Genomic DNA, 13,304 nt, shown 5'->3' with positions numbered 1-13,304 from the left:
CCTGTTCAAAGCCCGCCGCGCTTCAGCGGGTGGACGCTAAGCCGCGCGGCTGCGCGCGGCCAACAGCTCGTCCAGACGCTGCAAGGCGCGGATCACGGTTTGCGCGCGCACCTGCGCGCGATCGCCGTCGAAGCGGCAGCTGAAAGCCTCGCTCCAGCCGTCAGGGCCGGCGATGCCGAACCAGACCAGCCCCACCGGCTTGGCCGCCGTGCCGCCGCCGGGGCCGGCGACGCCGGACACCGCCACGCTCCAATCCGCGCCGGACAACGTCTGCGCGCCGGCGGCCATCTGCCTCACCACCGCCTCGCTGACCGCGCCGTGCTCGCGCAAGGCGCCGTCCTCCACCCGCAGCAGACGCTGCTTGGCCTCATTGCTGTAAGTGACCACGCCGTAGCCGAACCAGGCGGAACTGCCGGCGATGTCGGTCAGCGCCGCGGCGATCATGCCGCCGGTGCAGGATTCGGCGGCGGCGACGCTCTCGCCCGCCGCCAGCAAACGCTCGCCCAGACGGCGAGCCAATTCCAGACTTTCTTGCATAGCCATCCTCTCAGCCTCGCCGCGCTTTGAAATGGCGGATCAAGCCGTTGGTGGAGCTGTCGTGAGCCAGCGCGTCGTCGCCGGCGGCCAGCTCCGGCAGAATGCGGCGCGCCAGTTGCTTGCCGTACTCCACCCCCCATTGATCGAAGGAGTTGATGCCCCAGATCACGCCCTGCACGAACACCTTGTGCTCGTACAGCGCCAGCAGCATGCCCACACTGCGCGGACTCACCTCGTCCAGCGCCAGGGTGTTGGACGGCTGATTGCCCGGGAAGAGCTTCTGCGGCAACAGCATGTCCAGCTGCTCGCCCGGCAAATGCGCCAGCTCCCGCATCGCCTCAGCCTCGCTCTTACCGCGCATCAAGGCTTCGGTCTGGGCCAGGCAGTTGGCCACCAGCACCTGGTGCTGGTCCGCCACCGGATAATGACTGCGCATCGGGATGATGAAGTCGCAAGGCACCAGTCGCGTGCCCTGATGCAGCAGCTGGAAAAAGGCGTGCTGGCTATTGGCCCCCTCTTCGCCCCAGATCACCGGGCCGGTGTCGAAATCCAACGCCTCGCCGTAACGGCCGACGCGCTTGCCGTTGGACTCCATGTCCAATTGCTGCACATGGGCCGGCAAACGCCGCAAGCCGTGGTCGTAAGGCATGATGGCGTGGGTATGGGCGCGATAGAAGGTGTTGTACCAGACGCCGATCAGCGCCAGCAGCACCGGCATATTGGCGGCGAAGGGCGCGCTGAAGAAATGCCGGTCCATCGCGTGACCGCCGGCCAGGAATTCCTGGAAGCGGTCGAAGCCTATCGACAGCATCACCGGCAGGCCAATGGCCGACCACGTGGAGTAGCGGCCGCCCACCCAGTCCCAAAAGCCGAACATATGCGCCGGATCGATGCCGAAAGCCTGCACCGCCGGCTGATTGGTGGACACCGCGACGAAATGACGCGCGATATCGGCCTCGCTCCCCGCCTGCAAAAACCACTGCCGCGCCGCCTGGGCGTTCAACAGCGTCTCCGGCGTGGTGAAGGATTTGGACGCGATGATGAACAGGGTTTCGGCGGGGTCCAGCCGCTGCAGCGTGCGCGCGACGTGCGCGCCGTCCACATTGGAGACGAAATGCACGTCCAGCTCCGGCGACGCGTACGCGGCCAGCGCCTCTTTCACCATCAGCGGCCCCAGATCGGAACCGCCTATGCCCAGATTGACCACGTGACGGATGCGCCGGCCGCTGAAGCCTTTCCACTCGCCGCCGCGCACCTGTTCGCTGAAAGCGCGCATCCGCGCGAGCACCGCCTGCACCTCGGCCACCAGCTCGCAGCCGTCCAGCAGCAGGCTCTCGCCGGCCGGCAGCCGCAAGGCGGTGTGCAGCACCGCGCGGTCCTCGCTGACGTTGATGCGCTCGCCGCCGCGCATTTTCTCCATCCAGCCGGCCAGATCGGCCTCGCGCGCCAATTCGAACAACAACTCCAGCGTACGTTCGGTGATGCGGTTCTTGGAGTAGTCCAGCAACAGGCCGTCCAGCTCCAGCGAAAAGCGCTGGAAACGCTGCGGATCGGCATCGAACAACTCGCGCATATGCATGTGCCGGGTCGCGCGCTGATGCTGATGCAGCCGGGCCCAGACCCGGGTGGAATTAATGTCGGAACTGCGTTGCGAAGCCATATGGATTGCCGCTGGAATAAGTGTTCGCCAATAAAAAGGAGCAAGCTCCGCTGCGGAGCCGCTCCTGTGGGACAGTACCCCGCTTAAAACGTGTCTACGATCTCGCGAGCTAGAGCGGGACAAGGCGTTGCAGCTGAGAAAGCGGAATGTACTCGTGGCACATGCGCATTTCGAAGCGGCACTCGCCGTGCCACGTCTCACGACGCGCGGCGGATCGTAAACAGGTTCTTAGAGCTTGAGGAAATGCTCACGGTAGTAACGCAACTCCTCGATGGACTCCAGGATGTCCGCCAGCGCCTCGTGCTTGCCGCGTTTGACCACGCCGCGCGCCACCTCCGGCTTCCAACGCTTGCACAACTCTTTCAGCGTAGACACATCCAGGTTGCGATAGTGGAAATACTCTTCCAGCTTGGGCATCCAGCGCACCATGAAACGACGATCCTGGTGGATGGTGTTGCCGCACATCGGCGTGATCCGCGGCGGCACGTGCAGAGCCATGAAATCCAGCAGGATTTGCTCGGCCTCGGCTTCGCCCAGCGTGGAGGCCTTGACCTTTTCGATCAGGCCGCTCTTGCCGTGGGTGTTCTTGTTCCAGTCGTCCATGCCGTCCAACACCTCGTCGGGCTGGTGGATCACCAACACCGGCGATTCCGCCACCACGTTCAGCTGGCTGTCGGTCACGATCATCGCCACTTCGATGATGCGGTCGGTCTCTGGATTCAGGCCCGTCATTTCCATGTCGAGCCAGATGAGGTTCATTTGATCTTGTGTCATACTTGCCAATCTTTGCAAAACCCTTCTATTTTCCTTCATTGCCGCGCTGGCGGCAAACCTGACAGCAGATAACGGACTCCGATGACCGAGGCATTCAGCTCTCTCTTCCTGGCCGCGCTGGCGGCCACACTCGCGCTAAAACTCTGGCTGGGCTGGCGCCACGCCCGCCACATCGCCCGCCACCGCGCGGAAGTGCCCGCCGCTTTTCGCGACGCCATCGCCTTGCAACAACATCAATTGGCCGCCGATTATTGCATCGCCAAGACCCGTTTCGGCCTGTTTTCCGCCGTGCTGGACAGCCTGGTAATCCTGGCGCTGACCTTTGGCGGCGTGCTGCAATGGCTGGCCGGCGCCGTGGCCGCCGCAGGCGTCTCGCCGCTGCCGTCCGGCCTACTGCTGATCGTGGGCGTGGCGGCGCTGACCGGCTGCGTCAGCTTTCCGCTCAGCCTGTACTCCACCTTCGGCATCGAGGCCCGCTTCGGCTTCAACAAGACCACCCCCAAGCTGTTCATCATCGACCAGATCAAGGGCCTGCTGCTGGGCGCCGTCATCGGCTTGCCGTTGGTGGCGCTAGTGCTGTGGCTGATGGACATTTCCGGCCCGCTGTGGTGGCTATGGGTCTGGCTGGTCTGGACCGGCTTCCAGCTGCTGATGGTGGCGATCTACCCGACGCTGATCGCGCCGCTGTTCAATAAATTCACCCCGCTGGAAGACCTGGAGCTCAAGGCGCGCATCGAAGCGCTGCTGCAACGCGCCGGCTTCCAGAGCCAGGGCGTCTTCGTGATGGACGGTTCCCGCCGCTCCAGCCACGGCAACGCCTACTTCACCGGCTTTGGCGCCGGCAAGCGCATCGTGTTCTTCGACACCTTGCTGGGGCAATTGGACCATCAGGAAATCGAAGCGGTGCTGGCTCACGAGCTGGGCCATTTCAAGCGCCGCCACATCGTCAAGCGCATCGCGCTGGCCTTCGCGCTGTCGCTGGGCTTCCTCTTCCTGCTGGGGCAGTTGCTGGACGCGCCCTGGTTCTACGCCGGCCTGGGTGTTTCCACGCCCAGCACCGCGATGGCGCTGATCCTGTTCTTCACCGCGGTGCCGGCCTTCACCTTTCCGCTCACCCCGCTGTCCAGCAGCCTGTCGCGCCGCCATGAATACGAGGCCGACGACTTCGCCGCCAGCGAAACCGACGCCGGCAAACTGGTGTCCGCCCTGGTCAAACTTTATCGCGACAACGCGTCCACGCTGACGCCGGACCCGCTGCATTCCGCTTTTTACGACTCGCACCCGCCCGCCGCGCTGCGCATCAACCATCTACAAGGAAACCGCTGACATGAACCTGCTCGAACTGTCCTGCGAAGCCCAACACGGCGCCAGCCCGCTGGCCGCCAGCACCGTCAACCAATTGATGGGTTCCCTGCCCGGCTGGAACATCCGCGGCATCGAACTGACCAAGACCTTTCCCTTCGCCAACTTCCACGACACCATGGCCTTCGTCAACGCGCTGGCCTGGATCGCCCACCGCGAAGACCACCACCCGGACCTGTCGGTGCATTACAACCGCGTCGTCGTCAACTTCAGCACCCACGACGCCGGCGGCCTGACCCTGAACGACTTCATCTGCGCCGCCAAGACCGAAGCGCTGCTGGCCCGCCCATGACAGGTCAGACCGGACAAATCATCCGCAGCCACGGCCGCCGCTTCATCGTTGAATCCGACGGCCAGGTTTACGATTGCACCACCCGCGGCAAACGCGTCGATTTCGCCTGTGGCGACTGGGTGGACATCCTGGTGCAGAACAAGGAACAGGCCGTCATCGAGCGCTCACAAGAGCGACGCAGCCTGCTCTACCGCCAGGACGACTGGAAAACCAAGGTCATCGCCGCCAATGTGACCCGCATCCTGTTCGTGATCGCCGCCGTGCCCAGCCCCAACGAAGAACTGCTGGGCCGCTGCCTGATCGCCGCGGAAGCCGGCGACATCAATCCCGTCATCGTGGTCAACAAGGCCGACCTGCCGGAAACCGAGGGCTTGCTGCGCAAGTTGGAGCTGTACCGCCAACTGGGCTACCAAGTGGTCACCCTGTCCGCCAAGCAGGACGTTGCGCCGCTGCTGCCCTTGCTGCAAGGCCAGACCAGCGTCTTCGTCGGCCAGTCCGGCATGGGCAAGTCCACGCTGACCAATGCGCTGCTGCCGGACGCCAACGCCCGCATCGGCGACATTTCCACCGCGCTGGACTCCGGCCGCCACACCACGACTCACGCCACGCTTTACCATCTGAACGCGGACAGTCATCTGATCGATTCCCCCGGTCTGCAGGAGTTTGGCCTCAAGCATTTGAAGGCCGCCGAACTAACCCGCTACTTCCCGGAAATACGCCCGTTGATTGGTCAATGCCGCTTCCACAATTGTTCGCACCGCGTGGAACCGAACTGTGCCATCATGACCGCATGTGAATCGGGCGCCATCGCCAAGTCCCGGCTCTCTTTGCTGCAACGTCTAACGGATGAACTTTCACCGTCCAAGCCGTGACGAAGGGTGTGCGTACTTTCCATTCACATACGCGGGTAATTCACTTATCCTAAAAAACTGAAAGTCGTATCGCATAAGCATATCCAGACAGACAGCCAAAAAAGGAGCCAGCACTATGACTAAGCGAATCGCACTCGTAACCGGCGGCATGGGCGGTATTGGCACCGCCATCTGCAAAGCCCTGGCGGAAAGCGGTCACATCGTAGTCACCACCTACAGCAAGCCCGGCCGCGAACAAGCCTGGCTCGCCGACATGAAGGGGCTGGGACTCAAGGATATCCACGCCTACCAATGCGACGTCACCGACACCGCAGCCTGCAAGGCACTGGCCGAAAAGGTGGCCAAAGACCTGGGGCCGGTGGACGTGCTGGTCAACAACGCCGGCATCACCCGCGACTGCAGTTTCAAGAAGCAGACCAAGGACGATTGGGACGCGGTGCTGCGCACCAATCTGGACTCCCTGTTCAATATGACCAAGCCGGTGGTGGACGGCATGGGCGACCGCGGCTTCGGCCGCATCATCAACATCTCCTCGATCAACGGTCAGAAGGGGCAGTTCGGCCAGACCAACTACTCCGCCGCCAAGGCCGGCATGCACGGCTTCACCATGGCCCTGGCACAGGAAGTGGCGCGCAAGGGCGTGACCGTCAACACCATTTCGCCCGGCTATATCGCCACCGATATGGTGATGGCGGTGGCGGAGGAGACGCGCAACAAGATCGTGGCGCAGATTCCGGTGGGCCGCCTGGGCAAGCCCGAGGAAATCGCCGCCCTGGTCGCCTTCCTCGCCTCCGAACAAGCCGGCTTCATCACCGGCGCCAACGTGGCGATGAACGGCGGTCAACACATGATGTAAACGGGCCCCGGCCCGCCGCGCGACGCCGCCCCGCCGGGCGGCGTTTTCTTTTGCCCGCCCGCTGTGTATGCTGTCGCTTTCCCAAGCCACACCCCGACGACACCCCATGGCAGAACAGCTGATCATCCACGGCGCCGACAAACAAGAGCGCTATCAAACCCTATTGCCGCAGGCGCTGGCGCTGATTGAGTCCGAGACCGATCAGATCGCCGCGCTGGCCAATCTCTGCGCCGCCTTGCACAGCAGCTTCGACTGGCTGTGGACCGGCTTCTACCTGGTCAAGGACAAGCAACTGGTGCTTGGCCCCTTCCAGGGCCCGATCGCCTGCACTCGCATCCCGTTTGGCAAAGGGGTGTGCGGCAGCGCCTGGCAGGCCGAAAAAACCCTGGTGGTGGATGATGTCGACGCTTTCCCCGGCCATATCGCCTGCTCCTCCAGCGCCCGTTCGGAAATCGTGGTGCCCGTCCGCAACGCCGCCGGCGAAGTGGTCGCGGTGCTGGATGTGGACTCCAGCGAACCGGCCAGCTTCGACGCGGTGGACGCCGAATACCTGGAGCGCATCGCCGCGGGGCTGGCCCGCTTGTTCTGAGAAAGCCCGCAAACCGGCCTCAAGAGCTTTCGAGGCCGCCGCGGCCATGAAAAAGCGCGCCCTTTGGCGCGCTTTTCATTGCCGGCCCTTGCCGCCGGCTACGACTGCAAATGCATAGGGTCTCGCCCCTCGCGGGATCTCGACCACGCGCGCCCCGCCAGCTCCAGAACCCAGAACACGGCCAGACCGGACAGAATGGACAGATTCTTGCCCGCGGCCATCGCCAGCAAACCCTGCCAGAAAGAGCCGCCGTCCGCCCAGCACAAGCCGCACCACACGAACAAGGCCAGCAGGGAGATCAGCGCCGGCGCGCGATAATATTCGACGAAAGTCATATTGCCTCCAATCAAGACAATCCTCACGTCAAACTAGCAAAGCCGGCTTCCGCCGGCATCGTGGCAAGCACTTAGTAGAAACACGCGTCCGGAGCGCGCTAGCCCAGCAAGGGCAATTGCAGTTGCCGCCCCAGCCATTCGCGCAAGCCGGCCTCGTCCAGCGCCAACAGCTCCTGGCGCGAACCGGCCAGAATCTCGACCAAACGCGCCAGCTGCCGCTCGGCGCCCAGATTCACCTCGCCGGCCAGCCGGCTGTTCTCGCTGGCCATATCCAGCAAGCGCGCCGAAGTCTGCTCCAACTGCACCGCCTGCCGCAACGCATCCTGCTCCAAGGCGGCGCTGCGCCCTTCCAGCCACTCCAGCCTCGCCTCCAAACGGCCGTTGTCTCGCTCGCGCTCCGCTAGACGGTCGCGCCACTCGCCCTCCAGCCGCGTCCGCTCGCGCCGGCTTTGTTGCAAAGCCTCTTCCTGGCGCGCCTGCGCCTGCTGCATCGCCCGACGCTCCTCTTCCATCTGTTCGTAGAGCCGCAGCCGCAAACCTTCCAGCCGCTCATAGGCCAGCGCCTCGCGCCGCGCGGCTTCCTCTCGCGCCTCCTGCACTTTCAGCTCAGCGCGCTCTTCCAGTTCCTGCTGACGTTGCTCCGCCTGACGCCTAAGCTCGGACAACTCCTTCCTGGACTGCTCCAGCCTCGACTCCTGCTCCAGCTGCGCCCGCTCCAGCATCTGGCGCCGGGTTTCCTCGCCCTGCAAGCGTCCTTCCAAATCCGCCAGCCTCGCGGCGCGCAACTCCAGCTCGCGCAAGGCGGACTGCAACTCGGCCTGGCGCGCCGCCAAGCCGGCTTCCAGCTCGCGGGTCTCCGCCGCGGCCTGCGCCACCGCGGTTTCCGCGTCCTGACGCAAAGACTCCAGCCGCCCGTCCGCCTCGTCGCAGGCCCGCTGCCACACTTGTTCAAAGGCTTCGGCCAGGCCGGCCGGCCAATCCGGCCGCCGCGACGACACCGCCACCCGCGACAGAAACTCCTGCCGCCACTCTTTCAAGGTGTTGTTGATCGTGGTGTTGGAGCCCGCGCCTATCCTGGCCCTCACCTCCATCACCGTCGGCCATACGCCTTCGCCCACCAGCTCGAACGCCGCCTGCCGGATGCGCGAATAAATATCTGTCGCCATGCCTGAAAATGCCCGTTTGTCGTGGCCGACATTCTAGCAAAGCGTCGCTTTAAAATATATTACGTATTACATTTAAAATTTAACAGACAGCCTGCGCATGCCTTGGCCGGAAAACACAAAGGGCGGCGCGCCGTTTACGGCGCCCGCCCCGCATCGCTCCGTCCGCCCGCGTCAACCGCGCGCGGCTTCGCCCACAAAGATTTCCACCCGCCGGTTCTTCGCCCGCCCAGAGGCGCTGGCGTTGCTCGCCACCGGCTCATGCGAGCCGCGGCCGGCGATGCTGATCCGCCCCTCCGCCACGCCGCGCGCGGTCAGATAGTCGCGCGTGGCGCGGGCGCGGTTCAGCGACAGCGGGTCATTGACCGCATTGGAGCCGGTGTTGTCGGTATGGCCGACGATCTTCACCGTGGTCACCGGGTTCTGGTTCAAGGTGGCGGCGAAACGGTCCAGAATCGGCCGCAGATTGGGCTTGATGTCGTAGCGGCCCACGTCAAAAGACACATCGCTGGGGATGTCCAGCTTCAGCTGATTGTCCGCGGTTTGGCTGACGCTGACGCCCGAACCCTTGGTCGCCTGCTCCATCGCCGCCTTCTGCTCCTGCATGTGCTTGGACCACAAATAGCCGCCGCCGGCGCCCAGCGCCGCGCCCAGGGCCGCGCCGGTGGCGGCGCTGCGGCCAGGGTTGCCGCCGGCGGTCAGGCCGCCCAGCACCGCGCCGGCCACCGCGCCAATCGCCGCGCCGGTACCAGTGTCTTTCTGGGTTTCGGACATGTTCGCGCAGCCGGACAGACCGCCGCTCCCCAGCGCCAATGCAACAAACATCACGATCAGTTTATTCATGCCTGGATCCTTTCCATTCAGTCCATTACCCGCCCCGGCTCCTGCGGGACGCGCTTTCAGCATATACCCATTGCGTTGCGGCCACCGCGCGTCCCGGCCAAAAGACAGGCGCGGCCAAAGCCGCCAAAGCGACAAAACGCTTGATTCGGTTGCCAAAGCCTTCCCTTGCCGCGCCAATCCGCGTACCATCGCGCCTCGCTTTACGGGAGGGAATATGAACACGCAGACTACGGCCCGCGCCTGCGGCATTGACTTTGGCACATCCAACTCCACCGTGGGGTGGCTGCGCCCGAACCAAGCCACTCTATTGACGCTGGAGGACGGCAAGATCACCTTGCCTTCGGTGGTTTTCTTCAATTACGAGGAAGATCATTCCGTGTTCGGCCGGCTGGCGCTGCAGGAATACATGGAAGGCTATGAAGGCCGGCTGATGCGCTCGCTGAAAAGCCTGCTGGGCTCCAACCTGATCGACAGCCAAACCGAAGTGCAAGGCAAGGCCCTGCCTTTCCGCCACCTGCTCAGCCTGTTCATCCAGGAATTGAAGCTGCGCGCCGACCGCGCCGCCGAGCGTCCGTTCGAACAAGTGGTGCTGGGCCGCCCGGTGCACTTTGTCGACGACAACCCCAAGGCCGACGCCGAAGCCGAGACCACACTGGGCGAGATCGCGCGCCAGGTGGGCTTCAAGGACGTGTCCTTCCAGTTCGAACCCATCGCCGCCGCCTTCGACTACGAAGCCCGGCTGGAGCGCGAAGAGCTGGTGCTGATCGTCGACATCGGCGGCGGCACCTCGGACTTCACCCTGATCCGCCTGGCGCCCGAGCGCCACCGCCTGGACGAGCGCCTCGACGACATTCTCGCCACCGGCGGCGTCCACATCGGCGGCACGGACTTCGACAAGCAATTGAGCCTGCACGGCGTGATGCCCCTGTTCGGCTTCAAGAGCCGGCTGCGCAACAACGCGGAGATGCCGTCCAGCCAGTACTTCAACCTGGCCACCTGGCACACCATCAACTTCGCCTACACCCGCAAGGCCTGGATGGACCTGCAGGACGTGCACCGCGACGCGGCGCAGCCGCAGGTGCTGGACCGCCTGTTCCGCCTGATCCAGGACCGCGCCGGCCACCGACTGGCGATGCAGGTGGAAGCCGCCAAGATCGCGCTGTCGGACGAGGCGCAGCACCGGCTGGACCTGGGGCATATCGAGGCCGGCCTGCACTGCGAGTTGAGCCGCGATCAATTCAATCACAGCATAGACGCGATGCTGGGCCAGATCGGCGCCACCGTGCGCCAATTGCTGACCGACGCCTGCGCGCAGGCCGACGACATCGACACCGTCTTCTTCACCGGCGGCTCCAGCGGCGTGCCGGCGCTGCGCGACAGCATCAAGCGCCTACTGCCCCAGGCCCGCCATGTGGAAGGCGACCTCTTCGGCAGCATCGGCAGCGGCCTGGCGATCGAGGCCGCCAAACGCTACGGTTAAGACACGATTCGCGCCCGGCCCGCCGGGCCCGGAAACGCCAAAGGCCGAGCATGCTTGCTCGGCCTTTTCGCTTATTCGCACGCCGGCGGCGCTTACGCGCCGGAACCGCCGTTAGTCTTCTTGCCCTTGCGCCGCGCCTCCGGCGGCAGATCGAACTCGAACAACTGCGCGGTGCGCCCGGTCTGCGATTGACAGGCTATCATCAGCGCGCGGTTGATCGCCTCCTTCTTGCTGACGCCCCACCACTCTATCATTTTATCCAGCGACTTCTGCGCGTCCCGGCTCAGCTCCACCGTCACCGACAGCTCCTGCAGACGGCTGCGGCGCAGTTCGCGGCTGCGCCGCTTGCGCTCGGCCACCGTCATCGCGCGCTCGCCCAGGGGCTTGCGTCCCGGCTTTTTGCGGACGCCGCCAATCAGATCGAAGGTGTAGTGATCGCAAGGATCTTTCATGGCTTGAGTGACGGGTCACGGTCGTTGCTGAAGAGGGGCGCAAGGATAGCACAAAGCAAGCCCTGGCGGGCGTTTCACGCATTCCCGGCGCAAAATATCCCATTGCGATGCGGCGGGCGCAAAAAAACCCCGGCCTGGTGCCGGGGCAGACTCAATCAGCCGCCCTGAAGGCTGATCGAAAGCGACTATACAGTTCCAGCATAGCCCTTGTTTCGGCTTTGCACAGCCCGCTTTGGCGTAGTCGGGCCCCGTCTCAGTCGCTGCCGAATTCCCGCTCCAGTTCCGCCAGCGCCTGGCGCGTCACCCGCACCGGCATCAAGGCGCGGCGCAAAGGTTGGGCCTGCCCCAGCACCAGCTCTTCGAACTCCAGTTCGGTGGCGTCTTCGCCCGGCGCGTCCTGCTTGATCCCCATGCGGTTCAGGTACAAGGTCCGCCATTCCAGCCGAAAATATTCGGCCGGATGCTCCAGCACATGGCGCACCGTCTCCAGCAAGCCCTCAAGGCTCAGCGCGCCGCGCGCCTCGCGCAATTGGGGCTCGATCTCGGCCATGCGCCGCTGCACCCCTTCGCAGGTATCGGGCAAGGGCGAACCGTCCGAGGAGCCGTCCACCACGGTGCCGGCCTCGCAACGCAGCACGCTCAAGCGCAATTGCAGCCGCGACATCTCGTTGTCCAAGGTCTGGCGCAACTGCTCCAGCAGGCTCAGCCGCCGCGCGATCACCGTGACCAGCATTTCCTCGCTGCGCCGCGCGCTGCTCTCAAGCAGCAGCTCGCGCGACGCGCAGGGCATGGCCAGCCTATGACCGTCGAAGCTCACCACCTGCTGCGGCACTTCGCGGCGCAGCTCCCCGCCCTCCATCGCCACGCCCAGGCGGCCGGTTTCGCTGCGCGCCATCGACAACAAGGCCCAGGCCTCGTCGCCCTGGCTGGCGGACAGGAAGAAATTGCGCAAGGCTTCGCTCTGCCGCAGGCAGGACAAAAGGCTGGCCGGCCCGGAAAACAGCAAGCCCAGCCGCGGGTCCTGCGCAAAGCCGCGCAAGGACAGCGTCAGCGGCTCCGGCATTCGGCTGGGCAACTCGGCCAGATAGGCTTGGGTGACGCGCATGCCCGGGGCCAGCGCGTCCAGATAGCCGGGAGACAGGCGCAAACGCTTGTCCGTGCCGTCGACCAGGCTCTCTATCGCCTGCGTCAACTCCCGCTGCTGCTGCCGGCTTTCGGCATCCAGCCCCCATCTTTGCAACAAGCGCCCTAACATGCGTCCCCCACTGACAACCGGCCGTCCGGCCGGATCAAAACGATTCGTCGTCGCGCAGATAGCGCCATTGGCCGGTGGGCAGATTGCCCAGCTTGACCTTGCCGATGCGAATCCGCTTCAGGCCTACCACGCGCAAGCCCACCAGTTCGCACATGCGGCGGATCTGGCGTTTCTTGCCCTCGCGCAGCACAAAACGCAACTGATCCTCGTTTTGCCAAGCCACGGTGGCAGGCAGCAATTTTTTACCATCCAGCTCCAGACCGTGATTGAGCAGACTCAAACCTTCGTCGGAAAGTTCGCCCTCCACCCGCACCAGGTACTCCTTGTCCACGCTGGAATGCTCGCCGATGATCTGCTTGGCCACCCGGCCGTCCTGGGTCAGGATCAACAGGCCCACCGAATCAATGTCCAGGCGGCCGGCCGGCGCCAGCCCTCTCAGATGCTGCGCAGAAAACCGGCGGCGGCTCTTGTCCTCCGCCCACTGGTTTTCCGGTTTGACCAGCACCACCGCCGGCTCGTAGCCGTCCTCGGCCTGGCCGGACACGTAACCCATGGGCTTGTTCAGCAGGATGGTGACGCGCGAGGCTTGAGCGTCCTGCGCCTTCTTGTCCACTTCGATCAGATTGTGCGGCAGCACTTTCTGCCCGAGGACGGCCACCTCGCCGTCCACTTTCACCCACCCTTGTTCGATATAGCTATCGGCCTCGCGGCGCGAGCACAAACCCAACTCGGCCATGCGTTTCGACAGGCGCACTGGTTCCATCATTTCGTTCCGTAATAAAAAAAGCGGCTTGCGCCCGCTGCGGCGCCCGCTCCGTCTCCATCTTCCAAGAC

General features: G+C 64.4%; 15 protein-coding genes. 6 read left to right on the top strand and 9 right to left on the bottom strand.

All coding sequences use genetic code 11. From position 1 onward, the window contains the following. Positions 1-36: 36 nt before the first annotated feature. The 3 genes from DB032_RS06900 to orn form a co-directional block, all read right to left on the bottom strand. Positions 37-525, bottom strand: coding sequence for a CinA family protein (locus DB032_RS06900; RefSeq protein ID WP_370445213.1), 489 nt, complete (start codon positions 523-525; stop codon positions 37-39). 22 nt (positions 526-547) lie between these two features. After that, positions 548-2,197, bottom strand: a complete 1,650-nt coding sequence (pgi, locus tag DB032_RS06895; RefSeq protein ID WP_107798818.1) for a glucose-6-phosphate isomerase — start codon at positions 2,195-2,197, stop codon at positions 548-550. Positions 2,198-2,425: 228 nt separating this feature from the next. After that, on the bottom strand, positions 2,426-2,971 hold the full coding sequence (gene orn / locus DB032_RS06890) for an oligoribonuclease (protein ID WP_107798817.1): 546 nt from the start codon (positions 2,969-2,971) through the stop codon (positions 2,426-2,428). Positions 2,972-3,052: 81 nt separating this feature from the next. Here orn and DB032_RS06885 point away from each other — a divergent pair, with 81 nt between their 5' ends. The 5 genes from DB032_RS06885 (at position 3,053) to DB032_RS06865 (ending at position 6,942) form a co-directional block, all read left to right on the top strand. Continuing rightward, complete coding sequence (locus DB032_RS06885) at positions 3,053-4,297, top strand: M48 family metallopeptidase (RefSeq protein ID WP_107798816.1); 1,245 nt, start codon at positions 3,053-3,055, stop codon at positions 4,295-4,297. 1 nt (position 4,298) lies between these two features. After that, a complete protein-coding gene (locus DB032_RS06880; RefSeq protein WP_048415508.1) occupies positions 4,299-4,625 on the top strand; it encodes a 4a-hydroxytetrahydrobiopterin dehydratase in 327 nt (108 codons plus the stop codon). Beyond that, positions 4,622-5,497 carry a ribosome small subunit-dependent GTPase A gene (gene rsgA / locus DB032_RS06875; RefSeq protein WP_107798815.1) on the top strand — a complete coding sequence of 292 codons (876 nt, stop codon included), beginning with the start codon at positions 4,622-4,624 and terminating at the stop codon, positions 5,495-5,497. Before DB032_RS06880 ends, rsgA begins: the two co-directional genes overlap by 4 nt. Positions 5,498-5,612: 115 nt before the next feature. After that, entirely contained in the window at positions 5,613-6,353 is a 741-nt protein-coding gene (gene phbB / locus DB032_RS06870; protein WP_107798814.1) for an acetoacetyl-CoA reductase, read from the top strand. A 106-nt stretch (positions 6,354-6,459) separates the two neighbouring features. Continuing rightward, the gene (locus tag DB032_RS06865) at positions 6,460-6,942 is read left to right on the top strand and encodes a GAF domain-containing protein (protein ID WP_107798813.1); all 483 of its coding nucleotides are present in this window, start codon (positions 6,460-6,462) and stop codon (positions 6,940-6,942) included. Positions 6,943-7,040: 98 nt separating this feature from the next. Here the strand turns inward: DB032_RS06865 and DB032_RS06860 are convergent, their stop codons facing one another. From DB032_RS06860 to DB032_RS24790, 3 genes are all read right to left on the bottom strand, one after another. Then, positions 7,041-7,277, bottom strand: coding sequence for a hypothetical protein (locus DB032_RS06860; RefSeq protein WP_107798812.1), 237 nt, complete (start codon positions 7,275-7,277; stop codon positions 7,041-7,043). Positions 7,278-7,375: 98 nt separating this feature from the next. After that, a complete protein-coding gene (locus DB032_RS06855) occupies positions 7,376-8,443 on the bottom strand; it encodes a DNA-binding protein (RefSeq protein ID WP_107798811.1) in 1,068 nt (355 codons plus the stop codon). Positions 8,444-8,614: 171 nt separating this feature from the next. After that, positions 8,615-9,283: an OmpA family protein gene (locus DB032_RS24790; RefSeq protein WP_107798810.1), complete on the bottom strand. Its 669-nt coding sequence runs from the start codon at positions 9,281-9,283 to the stop codon at positions 8,615-8,617. A 214-nt stretch (positions 9,284-9,497) separates the two neighbouring features. Here DB032_RS24790 and DB032_RS06845 point away from each other — a divergent pair, with 214 nt between their 5' ends. Next, positions 9,498-10,763 carry an Hsp70 family protein gene (locus DB032_RS06845; protein ID WP_107798809.1) on the top strand — a complete coding sequence of 422 codons (1,266 nt, stop codon included), beginning with the start codon at positions 9,498-9,500 and terminating at the stop codon, positions 10,761-10,763. Positions 10,764-10,855: 92 nt separating this feature from the next. Here DB032_RS06845 and DB032_RS06840 read toward each other — a convergent pair whose 3' ends face one another. The 3 genes from DB032_RS06840 to DB032_RS06830 form a co-directional block, all read right to left on the bottom strand. Next, the gene (locus DB032_RS06840; protein WP_107798808.1) at positions 10,856-11,215 is read right to left on the bottom strand and encodes a hypothetical protein; all 360 of its coding nucleotides are present in this window, start codon (positions 11,213-11,215) and stop codon (positions 10,856-10,858) included. Between the two features lie 253 nt (positions 11,216-11,468). Beyond that, positions 11,469-12,470: a hypothetical protein gene (locus tag DB032_RS06835; RefSeq protein ID WP_107798807.1), complete on the bottom strand. Its 1,002-nt coding sequence runs from the start codon at positions 12,468-12,470 to the stop codon at positions 11,469-11,471. Positions 12,471-12,504: 34 nt separating this feature from the next. Beyond that, on the bottom strand, positions 12,505-13,233 hold the full coding sequence (locus DB032_RS06830; RefSeq protein WP_107801719.1) for a pseudouridine synthase: 729 nt from the start codon (positions 13,231-13,233) through the stop codon (positions 12,505-12,507). Positions 13,234-13,304: the final 71 nt, after the last annotated feature.

It is taken from the genome of Chromobacterium sp. Panama (genome assembly GCF_003052555.1).
Taxonomy (GTDB): Bacteria; Pseudomonadota; Gammaproteobacteria; order Burkholderiales; family Chromobacteriaceae; genus Chromobacterium.
This window is presented reverse-complemented; position numbering and strand designations above follow the sequence as displayed.